The sequence below is a fragment of the Pseudomonas sp. LLC-1 genome, from assembly GCF_002992185.1.
In the GTDB taxonomy this organism is placed as follows: Bacteria; Pseudomonadota; Gammaproteobacteria; order Pseudomonadales; family Pseudomonadaceae; genus Aquipseudomonas; species Aquipseudomonas monteilii.
In genome coordinates this window covers 302,479-322,615 of record NZ_LUVY01000017.1, presented here as the reverse complement: position 1 = coordinate 322,615, position 20,137 = coordinate 302,479, and the positions used below count along the sequence as shown (strand labels likewise).

19 protein-coding genes are annotated in these 20,137 nt (G+C 62.9%); 5 read left to right on the top strand and 14 right to left on the bottom strand.

Annotated elements, in window-relative coordinates; all coding sequences use genetic code 11:
• The 3 genes from bamA to A0O30_RS19910 form a co-directional block, all read left to right on the top strand.
• On the top strand, positions 1-1,246 hold a 1,246-nt coding region (gene bamA / locus A0O30_RS19920; RefSeq protein WP_105947665.1), incomplete at its 5' end, for an outer membrane protein assembly factor BamA.
• A 105-nt stretch (positions 1,247-1,351) separates the two neighbouring features.
• Positions 1,352-1,735, top strand: a complete 384-nt coding sequence (locus A0O30_RS19915) for a hypothetical protein (protein ID WP_105947664.1) — start codon at positions 1,352-1,354, stop codon at positions 1,733-1,735.
• Between the two features lie 14 nt (positions 1,736-1,749).
• A complete protein-coding gene (locus A0O30_RS19910; RefSeq protein WP_105947663.1) occupies positions 1,750-2,715 on the top strand; it encodes an endonuclease in 966 nt (321 codons plus the stop codon).
• A gap of 49 nt (positions 2,716-2,764) precedes the next feature.
• Here A0O30_RS19910 and A0O30_RS19905 read toward each other — a convergent pair whose 3' ends face one another.
• The 8 genes from A0O30_RS19905 to A0O30_RS19870 form a co-directional block, all read right to left on the bottom strand.
• Positions 2,765-3,739 carry a D-glycerate dehydrogenase gene (locus A0O30_RS19905; RefSeq protein ID WP_105947662.1) on the bottom strand — a complete coding sequence of 325 codons (975 nt, stop codon included), beginning with the start codon at positions 3,737-3,739 and terminating at the stop codon, positions 2,765-2,767.
• Positions 3,740-3,749: 10 nt separating this feature from the next.
• Positions 3,750-5,042: an MFS transporter gene (locus A0O30_RS19900; RefSeq protein ID WP_016714062.1), complete on the bottom strand. Its 1,293-nt coding sequence runs from the start codon at positions 5,040-5,042 to the stop codon at positions 3,750-3,752.
• Positions 5,043-5,100: 58 nt separating this feature from the next.
• On the bottom strand, positions 5,101-6,051 hold the full coding sequence (locus tag A0O30_RS19895; RefSeq protein WP_105947661.1) for a sugar kinase: 951 nt from the start codon (positions 6,049-6,051) through the stop codon (positions 5,101-5,103).
• Positions 6,044-6,817: a sugar phosphate isomerase/epimerase gene (locus A0O30_RS19890; protein WP_105947660.1), complete on the bottom strand. Its 774-nt coding sequence runs from the start codon at positions 6,815-6,817 to the stop codon at positions 6,044-6,046. Before A0O30_RS19890 ends, A0O30_RS19895 begins: the two co-directional genes overlap by 8 nt.
• 66 nt (positions 6,818-6,883) lie before the next feature.
• Positions 6,884-7,903 carry a transcriptional regulator PtxS gene (gene ptxS / locus A0O30_RS19885; protein WP_105947659.1) on the bottom strand — a complete coding sequence of 340 codons (1,020 nt, stop codon included), beginning with the start codon at positions 7,901-7,903 and terminating at the stop codon, positions 6,884-6,886.
• Positions 7,904-8,123: 220 nt separating this feature from the next.
• Positions 8,124-9,371, bottom strand: coding sequence for a cytochrome c (locus A0O30_RS19880; RefSeq protein WP_105947658.1), 1,248 nt, complete (start codon positions 9,369-9,371; stop codon positions 8,124-8,126).
• A 12-nt stretch (positions 9,372-9,383) separates the two neighbouring features.
• Positions 9,384-11,168, bottom strand: a complete 1,785-nt coding sequence (locus A0O30_RS19875) for a GMC family oxidoreductase (protein ID WP_060499914.1) — start codon at positions 11,166-11,168, stop codon at positions 9,384-9,386.
• Between the two features lie 3 nt (positions 11,169-11,171).
• Entirely contained in the window at positions 11,172-11,921 is a 750-nt protein-coding gene (locus tag A0O30_RS19870; protein WP_105947657.1) for a gluconate 2-dehydrogenase subunit 3 family protein, read from the bottom strand.
• Positions 11,922-12,197: 276 nt separating this feature from the next.
• On the opposite strand from A0O30_RS19870, the gene A0O30_RS19865 reads away from it, so the two are divergent.
• Both A0O30_RS19865 and A0O30_RS19860 read left to right on the top strand, forming a co-directional pair.
• Positions 12,198-12,887, top strand: a complete 690-nt coding sequence (locus A0O30_RS19865) for a histidine phosphatase family protein (protein ID WP_105947656.1) — start codon at positions 12,198-12,200, stop codon at positions 12,885-12,887.
• A gap of 2 nt (positions 12,888-12,889) precedes the next feature.
• Positions 12,890-13,708 carry a phosphatase PAP2 family protein gene (locus tag A0O30_RS19860; RefSeq protein WP_105947655.1) on the top strand — a complete coding sequence of 273 codons (819 nt, stop codon included), beginning with the start codon at positions 12,890-12,892 and terminating at the stop codon, positions 13,706-13,708.
• A 16-nt stretch (positions 13,709-13,724) separates the two neighbouring features.
• Here the strand turns inward: A0O30_RS19860 and A0O30_RS19855 are convergent, their stop codons facing one another.
• The 6 genes from A0O30_RS19855 to A0O30_RS19830 form a co-directional block, all read right to left on the bottom strand.
• Positions 13,725-15,005: an OprD family porin gene (locus A0O30_RS19855; RefSeq protein ID WP_105947654.1), complete on the bottom strand. Its 1,281-nt coding sequence runs from the start codon at positions 15,003-15,005 to the stop codon at positions 13,725-13,727.
• A gap of 43 nt (positions 15,006-15,048) precedes the next feature.
• The gene (locus A0O30_RS19850) at positions 15,049-16,365 is read right to left on the bottom strand and encodes an MFS transporter (RefSeq protein ID WP_105947653.1); all 1,317 of its coding nucleotides are present in this window, start codon (positions 16,363-16,365) and stop codon (positions 15,049-15,051) included.
• Between the two features lie 66 nt (positions 16,366-16,431).
• Positions 16,432-16,956: a gamma carbonic anhydrase family protein gene (locus A0O30_RS19845; protein WP_105947652.1), complete on the bottom strand. Its 525-nt coding sequence runs from the start codon at positions 16,954-16,956 to the stop codon at positions 16,432-16,434.
• Between the two features lie 12 nt (positions 16,957-16,968).
• A complete protein-coding gene (locus A0O30_RS19840) occupies positions 16,969-18,159 on the bottom strand; it encodes a CaiB/BaiF CoA-transferase family protein (RefSeq protein ID WP_105947651.1) in 1,191 nt (396 codons plus the stop codon).
• Positions 18,160-18,183: 24 nt separating this feature from the next.
• Positions 18,184-19,113, bottom strand: coding sequence for a hydroxymethylglutaryl-CoA lyase (locus A0O30_RS19835; protein WP_105947650.1), 930 nt, complete (start codon positions 19,111-19,113; stop codon positions 18,184-18,186).
• 84 nt (positions 19,114-19,197) lie between these two features.
• Entirely contained in the window at positions 19,198-20,109 is a 912-nt protein-coding gene (locus tag A0O30_RS19830) for a LysR family transcriptional regulator (protein WP_105947677.1), read from the bottom strand.
• Positions 20,110-20,137 lie beyond the last annotated feature (28 nt).

Here is a 20,137-nt window from a genome sequence, read left to right as displayed (position 1 = left end):
CGGCTGGGCTTCGACCTACCTGATCGACCAGTCCAAGACCCGTCTGGAGCGCCTGGGCTTCTTCAAGGAAGTCAACGTAGAGACCCCGCCGGTGCCGGGCACCGACGACCAGGTCGACGTCAACTACAGCGTCGAAGAGCAGGCCTCCGGTTCGATCACGGCCAGTGTCGGTTTCGCCCAGAGCGCCGGCCTGATCCTCGGTGGTTCGATCAGCCAGAGCAACTTCCTCGGTACCGGTAACAAGGTGTCGATCGGCCTGACCCGCAGCGAATACCAGACCAAGTACAACTTTGGCTTCACCGACCCCTACTTCACCGCTGACGGCGTCAGCCTGGGCTACAACGCCTTCTACAGCAGCACCGACTACAGCGACTACTACGACGATGGCGTTTCGTACTATGCAATCAACAGCTACGGCGCCGGGGTCAGCTTTGGCTACCCGATCAACGAAACATCGCGCCTGACCTATGGCCTGACCCTGCAACACGACGACATCTCGCCCGGCACCTACAGCGCCGACGAGATCTACGACTTCATCGCCCGGGAAGGCAAGAGCTTCAACAACCTCAAAGCGTCGATCGGCTGGTCTGAATCCACCCTCAACAAAGGCGTGCTGGCCACCCGTGGCCACTCGCAAAGCCTGACGCTGATGGCCACCACCCCTGGTAGCGACCTGTCGTTCTACAAACTGGACTATAACGGCCAGACCTACCTGCCGGTGACCAGCAAAACCTCGCTGCGCTTGCACACCAGCCTGGGCTACGGCAACGGTTACGGCTCCACCGACGGCCTGCCGTTCTACGAAAGCTACACCGCAGGTGGGCTGGGTTCGGTGCGCGGTTTCAAGGACGGTGGCCTCGGCCCGCGCAACACGCCGGCCACCGGCACCTATGCCAGCGCCGGCCAAGCCTATTACTCCGACCGCGATACCGATGTGCTGGGGGGCAATATCCTGATTACCGGTGGCGCCGAGTACATCTTCCCGTTGCCGTTCGTGAAGGACCAGAGCCAACTGCGCAGTTCGGTGTTCGTCGACGCCGGCAACGTGTATGCCGACACCTGCTATCTGTCGACCACCCAGGGCTGCGGCAGCGTGGACCTGGCGCAGATGGCCGTGTCGCTGGGGGTTGGCGTGACCTGGTACAGCCCGATGGGGCCGCTGAGCTTCAGCCTGGCGGCACCGCTGAAAAAGCCGGACAACGCAGAAACGCAGATCTTCCAGTTCTCGCTGGGGCAGACCTTCTGATCACCGACGGTGCACATTACCTGCTTTTACCCCTGCTTAACCCAAGTTGACAGTCACCTTGCCTAAGCTGGCCAGCATTCGAACGCTGCCCAGCAGGACACGCCCATGCCACCTTTAACACCTTGCTTTCCCAACGCACTGCGACACGATGAAGTCCCGCTCGCGCTACTGGACCTAGTCCAGCAGCGCCTGGCCAGCCTGCTCGGCCCGCGCTTCACGGTGATACTGGGCGGCAGTGGCGACGGTGCGGGGGTCAGCCACTACCACCTGGCCATCCAGCACAATCAGAGCGGTGTTTCACTGGAAGACTATGGCGACGTCGGCGCCGGTTTCATCGAGCGCCTGCTGCGCATGGGCACCCAGGTCAGGGACATGCTCGACTCAGCCACGTTCAACCGTATGGCCAGCGACGACCCAGGCCGACCCTTGGTGTGGCTCCGCGAGCTGGCCAGCCACGGGGAAACCATTACAATGCGCGCCCCATCCTGAAATATGTTTTCCTCATGAAATCACTGCTTTACGCCGTAACCTTACTGTTTTCCTTTACCCTGCCCGCCTTGGCCAACCCGCCGGCAACCTTCACCGAAGCCAAGGTGGTGGCCAAGCAGAAGGTGTACCTGGACCAGGCCAGCAGCGCCATGGGCGACCTGTACTGCGGTTGCAAGTGGACCTGGGTGGGCAAGTCCGGTGGGCGCATCGATGCGGCCTCGTGTGGTTACCAGACCCGCAAGCAGCAGAACCGCGCCGAGCGTACCGAGTGGGAACACATCGTGCCCGCCTACACCTTCGGCAACCAGCGTCAGTGCTGGAAAAACGGCGGCCGCGAGCACTGCGTGGACAACGACCCGGTGTTCCGTGCCATGGAAGCCGACCTGTTCAACCTGTACCCGGCAGTGGGCGAGGTGAATGGTGACCGCAGCAACTTCAACTACGGCATGGTTGCCGGCAATGCCGGCGAATACGGCCAGTGCACCACCAAGGTCGATTTCGTCCAGCGCGCTGCAGAGCCGCGTGATGAAGTGAAAGGCCTGGTGGCGCGTACCACGTTCTACATGTTCGACCGCTACCAACTGAGCATGTCGCGCCAGCAGCAACAGCTGTTGATGGCCTGGGACAAGCAGCACCCGGTGTCGGCCTGGGAAAAAGAACGCGACCGCCGTATTGCCGCGATCATGGGCCATGCCAACCCGTTCGTGAGTGGCGAACGCAAATGGACTGCCGACTACAAGCCGGCTGGCAGTGGCGTTGCTCAGGCAGTACCAGCGAAAGCCGCCAAGGCTGAGGCGAAGCCGAGCCTGGCCAGTGCCGCGTCGGTCGGGGCTGTGCTTGGCAACCGCAACAGCCATGTGTATCACCTGTCTGTTGGCTGCCCGGGCTACAACCAGGTAGCCGCGAAGAACCAGGTGACCTTCGCCACCGAGGGTGAGGCGCAGGCTGCGGGCTATCGCAAAGCCGGTAACTGCCGATAAGTGCCCGCTCAGCTGCACAGCAACGGGGCCGTATGGCGGCCCCTTGCTCTCACGACCTGCACACCTCATTCACCAGGTTCGCCGGCCGTTCGCCGGCCAGCGCGCTGAGCAGGTTGTCTACCGCGCAACGCGCCATGGCCTGGCGTGTCTCCTGGGTTGCCGAGCCGATGTGGGGAGTCGCTACCACGTTATCCAGCTGCAGCAGCGGCGAATCTGTGGACAGCGGCTCCTGCACGAATACATCCAGCCCCGCACCCCGTATGCGCTTGGCCCGCAGCGCATCGACCAGCGCCGGCTCATCCACCACGCGCCCACGCGAGATGTTCACCAGGATCGCCTCAGGCTTCATCAGCGCCAGCTCCCGGGCGCCAATCAGGCCTTCGGTGCTGGCACTCAGCGGCACGGTCAGGCACACGAAGTCCGCCTGCTGCAACAACTCATCCAGGCTGCACTGGCGCGCGGCGTAGCGCGCCTCCACCTCGGGCTTGGGCCGCTGGCTGTGGTAAAGCACGCGCATCCCGAAGCCGGCAGCCGCTCGCCGGGCCAAGGCCTCGCCGATGCGGCCCATGCCGACGATGCCCAGCGTCTTGCCATGCACGTCACAGCCAAAATGCGCCGGGCCCAGGTTGGCCTGCCAGTGGCCGTCGCGTACCCAGTTCGCCAATTCCACCACCCGCCTGGCGGTGGCCAGGATCAAGGCAAACCCCGTATCGGCAGTGGTTTCGGTCAGCACGTCGGGCGTGTTGGTCAGCATCACGCCGCGCCGGCTGAGCTCGGCAATGTCATAGTTGTCCACGCCGACCGAAACGCTGGACACCACTTCCAGCTGTGGCGCTAGGTCGAGCAGGCTGGCATCCAGGCGCAGGCTGGCACCCAGCAAGCCGTGCGCGCCCGGCAACGCGTCGCGCAGGCGGGCCAGGCCGTCGGGCCGGGCGGTATCCACCCAGGCGACCTCGACGCGATCTTGCAGGCGGGTCATCAAGTCGTCAGACAGGCGTTTATAAAGGACGATTCGCTTCTTCATTGCAGGTTTCCTAAGGGTTCATGGCCAGCCGCGTGCTGTTGCGCTTGGCGCGGCCAGATGTCTGTGACGTGTTGAGTGCGGCGGTAAGCGCCACGGCGGTCAGCAACGCGCCGCACATGAACAGGTAAGAAGCGCCCGGCCCGCCGGTGGCGCCATTGAGGTAGCCCACCAGCCACGAGCCGCCGAACGAACCCAACGCGCCCATGCTGTTGATCAGCGCCATGGCCCCGCCTGCGACGTTGGCCGGCAGGATCTCGGGCACGATTGCGAAGAACGGGCCATAGGGTGCATACATGCAGGCGCCGGCCAGCACCAGCAACGCATACGACAGCCAGAAATGCTCGCTACCCAAGGCGTACGAGCCATAGAACGCCACCGCGGCCACCAACAGCGGCGGCCAGACAAAGCGCTTGCGCTTTTGCAGGCGGTCCGACGCCCAGGACACGCCCACCATTGCCAGTACCGCCGCCAGGTACGGTACCGAGGCCAGCCAGCCGGCCTGCACGATATCGACATTGGCTGCCTGCTTGAGGATCGACGGCAGCCACAGCACAAAGCCATAAACGCCGATGCTCCAGCAGAAGTACTGCAGCGCCAGGATGATCACCTGCGGCGAACGGAACGCCTCGCGGTAGTTCTTCACAGGCTTGATGCCCTGCTGCTCGGCAGCCAGCGCCTGCTGCAAGGCTTCCTTTTCCTGCTCGCTCAGCCAGTTCACCTGGGCCGGGCGGTCGTCGACCAAGCGCCACCAGAAGAACGCCCAGATCACGGCTGGCAAGCCTTCGATGATGAACATCCAGCGCCAGTCGTAATGCTTGATGAGGTAACCCGACACCACCGACATCCACAGAATGGTCACCGGGTTGCCCAGCATCAGGAAGGTATTGGCACGCGAACGCTCGGCACGGGTGAACCAATGGCACAGGTACACCAGCATCGCTGGCATGACGGCGGCCTCCACCACCCCGAGCAGGAAGCGGATGCCAATCAGCATGTAGACGTTGCTGACCATGCCCGTGAGTGTGGCAAGGCCACCCCAGAGGATCAGGCAGACGAAAATCAGCTTCTTCACACTGCGCTTTTCGGCGTAGATGGCGCCAGGCACCTGGAAGAAGAAGTAACCGAGGAAGAACAGTGCGCCCAGCAGCGAAGACAGCACCGGGGTGATGTGCAGGTCTTCGGCCATGCCGGACGCTGCAGCGAAACCGTAATTGGCGCGGTCCAGATACGCCAGGCTGTAAGTGACGAACACAATCGGGATGATGTACCACCAGCGGCGAGGTGCCAGGCTTTGGCTTTGCATGGTTTGTTTCTCCTGAGCTTGTTGTTTTTGTTGCAACAGGTGATTCGGGGTTAAGGGGTCACGCGCTTCTGCGCAGGTCGAAGGCCTCCAGCTCGTGGCGCAGCGGCAGCCCTTCCATGTCGCCTCGTGACTGCACGGCACGGCTGCCGCACCAGTTGCCACGCGCCACCGCCTCGGCCACTGCACGGCCCTCCAGCAGCGCGCTGAGCACGCCGACGGCAAAGGCATCACCGGCGCCGACGGTGTCCACAACACGGCTGACGGGCACGGCTGCTACCTGGCCTTCCCCCTTGGTACTGCGCAGGTAGGCACCGGCGTCGCCCAGCTTGATCACCACCAGCTCAACCCCTTGGTCGAGGTAGAACGCGGCGATGTCTGCCGGGGTGTGCCGGCCGGTCAGCAACCGGCCCTCTTCCAGGCCCGGTAAAACCCAGTCGGCCTTGACCGCCAGGGCATTGATTTCGCGCACCATGGTGTTTTGATCAGGCCATAACGAGGGGCGCAGGTTGGGGTCGAACGAGATGCTGCGACCGGCTGCACGCATGGCGTCGACCAACGCGTGGGACAGGGCCCGGCAGCTGTCCGACAGCGCCAACGGGATGCCAGTGGCGTGCAGGTGACGCGCTTGCAACAGTTCTGCACGCAGCAGTTCGGGTGACAACTTGCTGGCCGCCGAACCACGGCGGAAGTACTCCACAGCCGGGTCGCTGCCGTCATCGCAGCGGGCCTTGAGCTGAAAGCCCGTGGGGCAGTGGCTATCCACTTCCACGCCGGAGCAGTCCAGGCCTTCACGTTGCAGGCTGTCGAGCACGAAACGGCCCAGTGAATCGTCACCGACCCGGCTCAACCAGCGCACCTTGAACCCCAGCCGCGCCAGGCCGATCGCCACATTGCTGTCTGCGCCGGCAATGCGCTTGCTAAACTGGCCGACACTGGCCAGGTCGCCGGTTTGCTCGGCAACGAACATGGCCATGGTTTCACCAAAACACAGTACGTCATGCTCATGCATGGGCCACCTCCGCCCCCAGCGCAGACAGGCTACGCACCTGGGCACGGGTCAGCGCCAGCAGGTCTTCGCCAACCAGGGGGTATTCGACAGCGCGCACCACGCCGGGGGTGAACTCGGCCATCAGCGTTGCCCACGCTTGCAGGTCAGCGGCTTGCGGCGGTATGGCAACCCGTCGGCCATCGGCCCGGCGCTCCACAGCCTTGCAATGCACATAGCGCACCCAGCGGCCCAGTTGACGCGCGGCTTGCCTCGCAGACTCGTCTTGCCATTGCCAGTTGCCAATATCGAAGGTCATGCCCAGGCGCAGCCCAAGCGGGTCGGCGTGCCGGAAGAACTGCAGCAGCGGTTCGATCCTGCCACCGTGTTCCGTCTGGTCGTTTTCCACCAGCAACAGCGGCCCCTGTGCGGGCAGTAGCGCTGCCAGGGCGGCGACATCGCAACGCGCGTTGAAGTGCCCCAGGGACACCTTGAGCGCTACCGCGCCAAACGCGCGGGCGAGCTCCAGCTTCTGCACCACAAGTGGGTCGGGTACACCCTGCGCGGTCCACAACTCCAGGGGTGTCGAGTACAGGCATTCCAGGCGCAATGCGGCAATGACAGCACCCAGCTCTGTCGCGTCCGGCGCACTGGCAAACAGTTCTTCGCGCAACTCCACACGGCTAACGCCAGCGGCTGCCAGCAGGTCAAGGAACTGCTCCTGACCACGTTGCCGCACAAAGTCGGCGCCGTAGCTGGAGAGGCTGATGGAAACGGGGTTCGTGTGCATTGTTCTTGTCCTTATGAAACCGGTTTCATTTTTAGTCGACAGCAGCAGGCACCAGCCTGCCGTTGCTTATTGGGGTTGGGTTGAACCTCGGATGATCAGCTCGGCCTTGAAGTCGATGCGCCGAGCCGCCCCGCTGTCGCCACGCAGGCGGCCAAGCAGGCTTTCGAAAGCCGCCACACCGATACGCTCGGTGGGTTGCGCCAGTGCAGTGATGCCATTACCGACCAAGGGGTACCAGTCAAGGTCGTCGAGGGCGATCAGCCCGACGTCGGCAAACAGGTTGCGCCCGGCTTCGTGCAAGGTCCGGGTCACTGCCAAGGTTGCAACGCCGTTGAAGGTGAAGATGGCTTGCGGGCCATGGCCACGGCTGGCCAGGAATGACGCCAGCTGCCCCTCCAGCCCGGCGCCGATTTCCAGCACCTGCTGGCGCATGCCGGCACGACGGCTGACCGACGTGCCGAATGCCTGCACCCGCTCCAGGCGTGAGCTGGTGCCATCGAGGGGTTCGCTGACCGCGAGGATATCGCGGTAGCCCTGTGCCTGCAGGTGGTCGAGGGCCTGCTCGACCGCGTCGGCATTGTCCAGGCCAACCAGGTCGACATTCAGCTCGGGCAATTGGCGATCGACCAGCACCATGGGGATGTCACGCTGCAGGTTGAGCAGTTCGCCGGGGTGATGGCCAAGGGTGTTCACGATCAGCCCTTCGACGTTGTAGCTCTGCAGGGCCACCAGGTGATGACGCTCCTGCTCGTCGTCGCGGTTGGTGTTGCACACCACCAGGCTGTAACCGTGCTGACGGCAGGCGGTTTCCACGCCATGCATCACGGCCACTGAATAGGGGTTGAGAATATCGGCTACCAGCATGCCGATCAGTCGCGTCTGGCCGCGCTTGAGGCCGCGGGCCATCTGGTTGGGGCGATAGCCAAGCCGCTCGATGACTTCTTCCAGGCGCTTGGCCGTGGCTTCGGCCAGCAACTGGCGGTCACCACCGATGTAACGGGAAACGGTGGCTTTGGAAACGCCAGCGACACGCGCTACTTCGCTGATGGTGACCCGTTCGCGGGCATGGGCAGGCGCGTCGGTCATGGGCAGTCCTTATGATTGTTGTGATTGCGATGAAACCGGTTTCAATACAGCAAAACTGCGGCAGTTCGTCAACCTTCCGTTGGTCGGCAATGTTGAAACAAACATGATATTCGAGGTTAGATAAGCAAATTAACTGATTGATGCAAATACAGTTTCAACCAAAAAACTGTGGGAACGGGTTCACCCGCTCCCACAGTGGATCAGGGTGCAGCTGGAGAAGTCAGCGAAGCGACTTCACATCACCGGTCGTGACGGCGCTTCCCTGGTTGCCCCAGCTGCTCCTGATGAAATTCACCACCTCGGCAACCTCCTGGTCGCTCAGGCGCCAGCCAAACGCCGGCATGGTGAAATTCGAAGGCGCCGTGTGCGTCGCCGGTACCGTGCCCCCTGCCAGCACCACATGAATCAGCGACGTGGCATTCGCAGTCTGCACCACCGGGTTGCCGGCCAAAGCCGGGAACACGCGGGTGTAACCCTGGCCATCGGTTCGGTGGCAGGCTGCGCAATTGTCGATGTACACCGCCGCCCCTGGCTTGCTGTCATCGCCCTTCCACAGCGCATCTGCCACCTGCTTGTCATAGACGTGCGGCCGATCTTCTGGGTTGCTCCGCGGCAGGGTCTTCAGGTAACGGGCGATCGCGGTCAGGTCGGCATCGCTCAGGTGCTGCATGCTGTGCTCGACCACGTCGCTCATGCCACCGAACACGGCGCTGCGATCACTGCGCCCGGTCTTGAGAAACTGCACCAGCTGCGCTTCGCTCCAGCTGCCCAGGCCGTCCTTGTGGTCGCCACGCAGGTTCTTGGCAATCCAGCCTTCCAGCGGAGCGCTGCCGGCCAGAAACTGCTCGCCCTCTGCCGGGCTCAGCGCCTTTTCCTGCATGGTCAGCGCCCGCGGCGTATGGCAGGCACCACAATGGCCAAGGCCCTCGACCAGATACGCACCACGGTTCACCACCGGGTCGGCAGCAGCCGTTGCCTGCCACGGCTTGGCCTCGGGCGCGAAAAGGCCGCGCCAGGCAGCCAGCGGCCAACGCATGCTCAGCGGCCAGGGGATGTCGCTGGCCTTGTTCGCCTGTTCGACGGGCGCCACGCCCTTCATGAAGTAGGCGTACAGCGCCTGCATGTCCTGCTCGCTGACGCGCGCATAAGACGGGTATGGCATGGCAGGGTACAGGGTGCTGCCGTCCTTGCGGATGCCCTTGCGCACGGCCTGGTCGAAGTCTTCGAAGCTGTACTGGCCAATGCCGCTGGCCGCCGGGGTGATGTTGGTGGAGTACACCGTGCCGATCGGCGTTTCCATCGGCAGCCCGCCGGCAAAGGGCTGGCCGCCCTTGGCGGTATGGCAGGCCACACAGTCACCGGCACGGGCCAGGTACTCGCCCTGGCGCACCCGGGCATCATCATTCGCGGTGGCTTGCACAGCCGTCGCGGCCCCCAGCAGCAGGGTTGCGATCAACATTGTCTTCATGCTCATCGCTCCTCAAGCCTGGACCAGCGGGCCGGGGTTTTTCAGGTACTGCTCGCGGATGGCGCGGGCCGACCAGTAGGTCAACGCGGCCACCAGCCCGGTCGGGTTGTACCCCAGGCCCTGAGGGAACGCCGAAGCGCCCGGGACAAACACGTTATGCACGTCCCAGCTTTGCAGGTAACGGTTCAGTGCGCTGGTCTTGGGGTCGGTGCCCATGATCGCGCCGCCGTTCAGGTGGGTGGTCTGGTAGCTGGCGGTGTTGAAGTGGTCTTTGACCTTCTTGCCCAGTACCGCAATGGACTTGGGGTTCATCGCCTGGGCGATCTTGCTCAGCTTGTCGACCATGAACTGGTTCATCCTGATGTCGTTTTCCTGCCAGTCAAAGGTCATGCGCAGCAGCGGTTGGCCATAGGCATCGCGGTAAGTCGGGTCCAGGTCCAGGTAATTGCCACGGTACGACTGGTGGGCGCCATGGGCGTCCATCGATACCTGATGGGTGTAGTAGTCGGCTGTGGCTTTCTTCCAGGCGCTGCCCCAGGCCGGCGTGCCCGGCGGGTTGGCGGTGCCGGCAATCGGCCGGCTGCCAGCCTGGTTCACCCACATCGGTGAGCCGCCGACGAAGCCGTGCGGGCCATGGTCGAAGTTGTCGGCGTTGAAATCGTCGATGGCGATGCCGTTGCCACCCGCGCCGATGAAGTTGTTGGTGTAGGTGTCCTTGTCGAAGAACGCCTTGACCGTGCCCATGTTCTGATAGGCAAAGTTACGCCCCACCACGCCTTCGTTCTTCACCGGGTCGTAAGGCTTGCCAATGCCGGAAAGCAGCATCAGGCGCACGTTATTGAACTGGAACGCCGCCAGGATCACCAACTCCGCCGGCTGCTCTACCTCGCGCCCCTGGGCATCGATGTAGGTGACGCCGGTGGCCTTGCGCTTGCTGTCGTCCAGGTTCACCCGCAGCACATGGGCATTGGGCCGCAGCTCGAAGTTGGGCACTTGGCGCAGCGCCGGCAAAATGTTCACGTTGGGCGAGGCCTTGGAGTACATGTAGCACACGTACCCGCTGCAGAAGCCACAGAAGTTGCACGGCCCCATCTGTGCCCCGTAGGGGTTGGTGTATGGCCCGGAGGTGTTGGCCGATGGCAGGTTGTAAGGCTTGTAGCCCAGGCTGGTGGCGGCCTTTTCGAACAACCTGGCCGACACCACGTTCTTCTGCGCAGGCAGCGGGAACGGGCTCGATCGGTCCGGCGCATAGGGGTTGCCGCCCTTCCCTTCGCCCACGACCTGGCCGTTAACGGTCCAGGCCTGGCCAGAGGTGCCGAACACCTTCTCAGCGAAGTCGAAATACGGCTCCAGCTCCTCGTAAGTGACGCCAAAGTCCTGGATGGTCATGTCGTCGGGGATGAACTTTCGCCCGTATCGCTCTTCGTAGTGGCTGCGCATGCGCAACTCGACCGGGTCTACCCGAAAGTGCACACCCGACCAATGCAAGCCCGCGCCGCCCACGCCCTTGCCCGGCAAGAAAGCGCCGAGCTGACGATTGGGCAGTGCCACATCGTTCATGCTGTGGCGGACAGTGACGGTTTCTTTAGACACGTCGACGAACAGCTTCTTGCGCACGCTGTAGGTCAACTCGTCGATCACCTGCGGGTAGCTGCCTTCCGGGTAGGTGTCCTGCATCGGCCCACGTTCCAGCGCCACCACCTGCAACCCGGCCTCGGTCAGCTCCTTGGCCATGATCGCACCGGCCCAGCCGAAGCCGACAATCACCGCATCCACTTTATTCAACACAGTCGCCATGCCTCAGGCCCTCTCGCCGCGGATCGATACAGCCGGGAACGGGTAAGGCTCGTTGCGCTCAACCCAGTCCATGAAGTCGGCGCGGGCGCCGGGGAAGCCGATCTGGGTCCAGCCGACCATGCCTTTGTTGCCGCCATGGATCGGGTCGCAGAAAAACCCTTCGCGGGTGTTCTGCACCAGCAAGCTGAAAAACACCTTGGCCGGCACGGTGTCGAAAACCAGCTCTCCGGCCTCGATCTTGCCGAGAATGCGGTCCCGGGTAGCGCTATCTTGCTCAGCAAAAACTTGCCCGGAATTGGCCTTGCACCAGCCGTCCACGGCAGCGATGCCCAGGCGGTAGATTTGCTGCGGGCTGAGCTGCAACTGATAGCCCAGCTCTGGCGCTGCGTCGGCGTTGAAAGGGCCTTGCATGTACCACTGAGCGCCAGTGGCGTACGGCGTGTTCATCTGCCGGTCGATGAATTCGGCAGCGCCGGCTTCAAGCGCGCCGGGGCCAAGCTCGTCGGCCGGAATGATGCGGGACACGGCGGCTTGCAGAAACGCCCACTCTTCGGCGCTGAAAAATGTCGGCTGATAGTTACCCGCCGGTGGCGTGGCCGGCACGTTCGCTGGCTGTTGCTGCGGTTGCGGGGCCGCAAGCAGTTGGCTGGCACCCACGCCCAGCCCTGTGCTGGCCACGGTAACGACAGGGATCAGGGTCAAGGTCTTGCGCAGAAAATCCCTGCGCGGGTTGTCTGGGGCATGCTCAGGCATTGGGAATCCTCATCGGCTCTGGGGCGGCCTTGATAAGCGCCATCTGGTTTTCAATGGAGAGGTGATCTTGATAGGCCATCAAGAAGACAGCCGAATAATCTAGCGCGTTCAGAAATGTTTTGAAACCGGTTTCATGATTGACTTTTCATCTCTGCAGCAAGGCCAGAGCTCTGTGGGGCCAAGGCTTTTTTCACATCTGCCTCACTCTCTACCGACATCCTGCTACCTACAGTGCCGACGCTCTCGTAATGGAGCGAGCTGACTGGAGTGGCAAACATGCTGCAAGGCGTTATCGACAAATTCCCCGCCTCACGCCGTGTGCAGGTACACCGGTTACCTTGGGGCACAGCGCTATTCGCAGTCTTGTGCCTGCTGTTCGTCCTGTGCGTGGCAGCAGCCTGGGCGCATGCCCGCACGGCCGTCCCCAACCTGGGCAACCCGCACCACCTGCAACGCAGTGGGCTGGAAGCCGCTTGGGCAAAAGGCTCGGTGATTGTGGTACTGCGCCATGCCGAACGCTGCGACCGGTCCAGAGGTGCCTGCCTGGGCGACCCCACCGGCATTACGGTTGCGGGCAGCCAGGTGGCCGCTACTGTAGGCCAAGGCCTGCAACACCTTGGCTTGGCGTCATCCGACGTGTGGAGCAGCCCGGAGGTGCGCACCCGACAAACCGCACAAGCCATGTTTGGTAAAACCGTTGCCACGCAAGGCTGGCTTAACCAGTGTGACGGGCACTTTGCCGATAACGCCTTTGGCCACAAGCGGGCCGGCCACAACCTCGTGCTGGTCAGCCACAGCGGTTGCATGGAACAGCTGGAGCAAGCGCTCCAGGTACCCGCCAGCGCGACGTCGAACAGCTATGCCAGTGCCCTGTTCATCACCCAGGGCAGCGATGGCAAGGCAACGCTGCTGGGCCAGATGGCTGCCAGTGAATGGCGCAAACTCGTTGATGCCAAGGAGCTGTGAACATGCCCTCCCGCGCCGCGTTCTACCGCAACAACCTGATACTGCCGCTGTTGCTGGCCGCCATTGTGTTCATGGCATTCGACCTGACCGAGCTCGATCGCTGGATCAGCAACCTGCTGCTCGACCCCACCACCGGTCAGTTCCCGCTGCTGCACCATCAATGGTTCGAGAAGGTCACCCACAAGTGGCCGCGCATCCTGCCGGACTGGACGGGTGAACTGGCAGTCATCGGCAGCTTGCTGTCGTTCATCTGGCCGCGCCTGGCCAACCGTCCCCAACGGGGCCTGACCCGGGTACTGGAAAAAGCCCGTATCGCACCCGTGCTGCGCTTCACCACCCAACACCGGCGCGACTTGCTGTTCGTGGTCGTGGCGTTTGCACTGAGCACGACCGTGATTCATTACCTGAAAAGCCACACCAGTGTGTATTGCCCGGTGGAAACCACACTGTATGGCGGTACGCAGGCCCGCGTTGAATGGTTCGAAAACTTCTCCTGGTGGAACAAGGCCGGCGATGGCCGCTGCTGGCCGGGTGGCCATGCCTCCAGCGGGTTTACCTTGCTGGCGCTGTATTTCGTAGCATTGCGTCATCGCTGGGCACAGGCGCGCAAGTTGCTGGCGGTCATTCTGCTGATCGGGTTCGTGTACGGCACAACACGGGTACTGCAGGGCTGGCACTATATGTCCCATACATTCTGGGCGGGGATTTTTGTCTGGCTGACAACCTGGGTAACGGCGTTGTTCTTCTATGGCCGCATCGCGTTGCAGGCGCCAGAACACAGCCCGGCAACAGCTAGTGCGCGGGCTCCAGACTTCGCGTAGTACCTCGTGTATAGCATCAGAAATCGACCGTGTACCCCACAAGCACCCGGTTCTCATCCGCCGCATCGGCAAAGTTCGAGCGCATGCTCGCATTTCGCCAACGTAGCGACACATTCCTGAGTGGCCCCGACTGCACCACGTAGGTGATATCCGTGGTGCGCTCCCACTCCCGCCCTTCTCCATCGCCTGCCGCCAGCGCCCTGCCCTTCGCGCTGGTTATACGCTGCGGCTCCACCTGGTCACCCTTCACATAGCGCACATTGAACGTAAGCCCCGGGATACCCAAGGCGGCGAAGTTGTAGTCGTAGCGCAGCATCCACGCACGCTCGTTGGCCAGGGCAAAGGTGCTGACCTGCTGCTCACTGAACAGGTAGGTATCGGTACCGCCCACATAGGCGTACGCCGTGTCACCGCTCACCTTCTGATTACCACCGCTGAACGTGTGGCCCTGAATGCTGTAGCCGACGTTGGTGCTGAGGGTGTGGTTGTCGACTTCACCCAGCAATGCCCGGCCTTGCTGGCGAGCATTGAACCAGCGCCACTCGGTGAAGACATCCCCCGGCCCTAGGCGGGTCTTGAATTTGAACCCGGCAAAATCACGCCGGAACAGGTCTTCGAGCGTGCTGGTGTGCAGGCTGAGGGTCAGGTTGTTCGATGGCAGGTAGTCGACAGCGGCGTAGTACAGCCGGTCAGTGGTGACCGTTGCCGAATAGGCCCCTTGCTGCGCCATGGCCGTCAGGTCCTCAAAGTCGGTGGAGTCGCGCAATTTGGTGGCATCTACCTGCAACAGGGTGAACACCAACCGGTCCAGATCCTTGCTCACCAGTTGCGCGCCGTTGAACCATTGCGGGAACAGTCGACTGGTGTTGGACGCCAACAGCGGCAACTGCGGGCTCAGGCCACCGGCTTTCAACTCGGTCTGCGCCAGCCTGGCCTTGAACGTGGCCACAGCCTTGGCGTAGTCACCCGCAGCACGCTTGTCACTGCCTCGGGGCAGCAGCCCCGTTCCGCTGCGGTCTGGCGAGGAGTCGAGCTTGAATCCAAGCATGCCTGCCGCATCCAGGCCGACGCCAACCACGCCGTCGGTATAGCCGGACTGCAAGCGCAGCATGAAGCCCTGAGCCCATTCGGCACGCCGCGATTGCGTGGCGCTGTCACCGTGAAAGTCGCGGTCGAAGTAGAAATTGCGCAGTTCCAGGTTACCGCTGCCGTCATCGATGAAGGCAGCCTGGGCGGTTTGGCAGGCGCAGCAAAGCGCCGCGAGCATCAGCGATGCTCGCCGGAAAAGAATGATCATGGGTGTGCCTTGTTCTTGTTGTTGTTCGAAGACTCAGCGCCAATCAGCTTTTGGGGTTGCGCACATAGCGCATCACCACCAGGCAGGCGATCAGGATCAGCGGGGCGATCGACAGCATGCCCATGTAGGTGCTGCCGGTAAGGTCATTGATCTTGCCCACCATCACCGGTGCGACAATGCCGCTCAGTTGCCCCACCGAGTTGATCGCAGCGGTGCCTGTAGCGATCGCAAGCCCCGAGAAGGTCGACTGGGGAATGGTCCAGAAGATCGGGATGGCGATAAAGGTGCCTGCGGTGGCCAGCACCAGTGCAGCCATCATCGCCAATGACGAGTCGGAAAACAGGCACGCCAGCAGATAGCCGATGGCCGCTGCAAGCAGGCAGTACACCAGATAGCGCTTGCGTTCACCGGTACGGTCGGAGCGCCGGGTCAGCAGCACCATACCGATACAGGCCACCGCATAGGGTAACGCCGACAACACACCGACCCAGAGCATGTCCTGCACGCCCGATGACTTGATCAGGTGTGGCATCCAGAAGTTAAGGCCATAGGACGCGGTTTTGACCACGTAGTAGATGAACGCCATGATCGCGACTTCACGGGTCAGCAGTACCCGCCAGATCGAGCCGAGGATGGGTTTTTCGGTGCGTTTGTCCTGAGCCAGGTTTTCCTTCAACACGTCTTTTTCTTCACGGCTCAACCATTTCGCCGCGTCGATGTCGCGGTCCAGCTTCCACAACACCAGCAGGCCCAGCACCACGCACGGCAGGCCAGACATCAGGAACAGCCAGTGCCAACCGGCCAGGCCCAGCACGCCGTCCATTGTCCCCAGCAAAAAGCCCGCTGCCGGGCCACCCACTGCGCCGGCCAGCGGCACGGCAAGGAACCACAAGCCATTCATCTTTGCCAGGTGTTTGCGGGGGAACCAACACGCCAGGTAGAACAGGATCGCCGGGCCGAAACCGGCCTCCATCACCCCGATCAGAAAGCGCAGGAAGTACAGGGTGTATTGGGTATAGGCAAACACCAGTGCAGCCGTGGCCAGGCCCCACGACACCATGATCCGGCAGATCCAGGCCGGCGCACCGTAGCGTTTCAGGCCCAGGCTGCTGGGCACCTCGAACAATACATAGCCGACGAAGAACATGCTCGCGGCCAGGCCATAGGCTGCATCGCTCAGGCCCAGTTCCTGCTGCATCTGGGCTTTGGCGAAACTGATGTTGATACGGTCGAAGTACGAGAACAGGAAGCAGATGATGGCCAGCGGCATGATGCGCCAGGCCACACGGCGGTAAAGCAGCAGTTCGTTGATGTGGCTGTCGGTGCGCTCACGCGCCAGTTCGCCGGTCATGGCAACCATGGTGGATCTCCATTCTTGTAATTATTGGAGAGCAGCAGCGCCTCGGCGGGCGCCACTTGCAGGTTTTCAGCGGATGCGGATCAGTTTTTCCTTGAAGGCCTGGCCTTTGCCGACGTATTCGGTGGCGTTGCGCCGCATGGCGGCGATGGCGTCCGGTGTCAGTTCGCGCACCAGCTTGGCCGGCGCCCCCAGGATCAACGAGTTGTCCGGAAACACCTTGCCCTCGGTGACGATTGCGCCAGCACCGACCAGGCAGTTATTGCCGATGACCGCGCCGTTGAGCACTACCGCCTGGATGCCAATCAGCGCCCCATCACCAATGGTGCAGCCATGCAGCATGGCCTGGTGGCCGATGGTGACGCCCTGCCCCACGGTCAGCGCAAAGCCCGGGTCGGCATGCAGCACCGCGCCTTCCTGTACATTGCTGTGCTGGCCAATCCGGATGGGTTCGTTGTCTCCGCGCAGCACGGCCTGTGGCCATATGCTGACACCTTGTTCGAGGGTAACGTCCCCGATCACGCTGGCATCCTCGGCAACGTAGGTTTCCGGGTGCAGGCTGGGCGCAAGGGTGTCGTATTGATAGATCGCCATCTCAAGCCCTCCTCACGCCGCGTCGTCGGTTTTCAACACACCCGCCGCGCACAGCTCGGCAATGTGTGCATCGCTATAGCCCAGGTCGCGCATCACCTGCCGGGTATGCTCGCCAATCCGCGCAATTGCTCGGCGCGGTTGCAGGCGCTGGCCGTCCAGCGACAGCGGCAGCAACGGCATCGGCGTGTGGCTGCCGTCTTCCAGTTGCAAGTCGGCCATGCCGCCGCTCTGTTGCAGGTGTGGGTCATCGAACAATTCTTCCGGGCGGCGGATGGGGGCGAAGGGAATGCCATTGGCTTCCAGCTGCAGTGCCAATTGCCCGGCGTTCAGCGGTGCGAATAACTCGGCCAGGTGTGCGAGCAAGCGCGGCCGTTGCAACACGCGGTCGTTATTGCTGGCCAGCGCAGGGTCATCCAGCAAGGCCGTCTGCCCCAGCAGCTGGCACAGCGCATGCCACTGCCCTTCACCGGTGGCGGCGACAAACATCTGCTCGCCACCGGCGAACGTGAACACGTCATAGATGGCCCAGGCACTGATACGATTGGGCATCGGCGCCGCTGCCTCGCCAGTGACCACGTACTGCTGCATATGCTGGGCGGCCAGCAGCACGCAGTTCTCGTACAGGGCGCTTTGTACTTCGCGGCCGGTGCCGGTGGTGTGGCGCTCGTTGAGCGCGGCCAGCACGCCGATGGCACCGAACATGCCGCCCATGATGTCGTTCACCGAGCTGCCCGCGCGCAGCGGGCGGCCCACTGGCCCGGTCATGTAGGCCAGGCCGGCCATCATCTGCACCACCTCGTCCAGCGCCAGGCGGTTGTCATAGGGCCCGCTGAGGAAGCCCTTGTGCGAGGCGTAGATCAACCGAGGGTTACGCTGGCGAAGCGCGGCGTAGTCCAGGCCCAGCTTGCGCATGCGCCCGGGCTTGAAGTTCTCGATGAACACATCGGCGGTGTCGATCAGCTGCAGCACGGCCTCACGGCCCTCACGCGTTTCGACGTCGACGGCGATGCATTGCTTGTTGCGGTTGAACGTGCGGAAAAAACCCGCCCCTGCACCCAGCAGCCGGCGCGTGCCGTCACCACGCACCGGTTCGATCTTGATCACTTCGGCGCCAAGGTCACCGAGGATCATGCCGCAGGTCGGGCCCATGACCATGTGCGAAATCTCGACGACACGAATGCCGTCCAAGGGAAGTCTGGACATCGTGATATTCCTCGTGTGTGCGGGTCAGGCGTGGTGGGCTGCATTGGCGAAGTCGAGCGGCAATCCGGCGCGGGCAATACAACCGTAAAGTGGCTCGTCCGGCAGCGCTTCACTCAGTACCCGGCGCGACTCGATCAGCGCAGACAGGTCGATACCCGTGTCGTAGCCCATGCTCTGCAGCATGAACACCAGGTCTTCGGTGACGGTATTACCAGACGCGCCAGGGGCAAACGGGCAGCCCCCCAGGCCAGCCAGCGAGGCGTCCAGCTCGCGGATGCCCTGTTGCACCGCAACCAGACTGTTGGCCAGGGCCAGGCCACGGGTGTCATGGAAATGCGCAGCCTTTAGACGATCACCGGCAAGCGCACGCACAGCCTGCAGCACCGTTGTCACCTGGCCCGGGTTGGCGTAGCCCGTGGTGTCACCTAACGAGACCAGGTCACTACCGGCTTCGAGCACGTGGCGGGTCAGTGCGCAGAGGTCGGCCAGCGGCACTTCACCCTGGCGGGTGCAGCCAAAGGCCACTGACATGCCCGCCATGACCTGCACCTCATGCAGGCCCATTTCGGTACGCAGCTGGCACATGCGCCGCAGTTCCTCGACCATTTCCATGGGTGTGCGCCGCACGTTGGCCAGGCTGTGCGCCTTGCTGACCGATACCGGGGCGACGATTCGGTGGGCGCCGGACTCAAGCGCGTCCCGGGCACCACGCAGGTTCGGGGCCAGCACGGTGACGTGCAAGCCCGGGTATGTGAGGGCATGGGCCACCACTTCGCGGGCATCGGCCATTTGTGGCAGCAAGCGCGCCGGCACAAACGAGGCGACTTCCATGTGGCGCACGCCAGCGGCGTAGGCGGCGTCGATCCAGCGGCGCTTGGCGGCCGTCGGCATGATTGTCTTCAGGCTCTGCAAGCCATCGCGCATGCCGACTTCGTTGATTGTTATTGTTGTCATCACGGTCTCTCTGTCTGAAGCGTTGCGCCAGACTAAGAGCTGCATGACAAGCAGAAAAGACGTGTTTCACGGGCTGATCCATCGTCAGCCACGATGGATCAAGGCCGGTGCGCGCAGTAACAGGTGGTCGAGCAGGCGCCGCGCAGACAGCGACAGCGTGTGCCTGTCGCGCATGCAGATGACGAATTCGCCCAGCGCCCAGTCGTCGGTCAGCGGAATCACCCGCAGGTCGAACAGCGCTGCATAGCGGGCCACGGCCTCCTGCGGGAACACCGCCAGGCCCAGGCCGAATTGCACCAAGCGATACGCAGCGTCGAACGAAGACACATACGAACGAAAGCGCAGCTCCCGGCCGGCCTGTTCTGCACTCTTGCGCATGAAGCTGTTCAAGGTGGCGAACGCCGACAGGCCCAGGTGTTCGTAGGCCAGCGTCTCTTCGAAGGCAACCTGGCTGCGCCCGGCCAAGGGGTGTTCGGCGCCCACCACCACCGCCAGGTGGTCCTGTCGGTAAGGCACGAACTCCAGGTCCCCCACCGCCATGGACTTGCGGCAAATCCCCAGGTCCGCATTGCCCTCCGCCACACCGCGCACCACGTCGGGGCTGAAGCGCTCTTCGATGTCAGCCTGGATCAGCGGGTTTTCCAGCATGAACGCCGAGAGTTCTTCGGGCAGGAACTCCATGATCGAGGACACGTTTGCCAGTACCCGCACATGGCCACGTGCACCTTCGGCGTATTCGCTAAGTTCGCTGTCCAGGCGCTCCATGGCGCGGGTCATTTCCCGGGCATGTCGCAACAGGGCCAGCCCCGCCGGGGTGGGCTCTACGCCGCGTTTGCTGCGTTTGAGCAAGGCGGTGCCAAAGCGCGCCTCGATGTCCGAAATGCGTTTGCTGACGGCGGACGGCGCCATGAAAGCACGCTCGCCGGCGCGGGCGATGGTGCCTTCCTCGCAAACGACGATGAACAGGTTCAGGGACAGGTGGTCGAGGGGCTGCATGGCTTGGCTCGGCGTGAAAAGGTGGAAA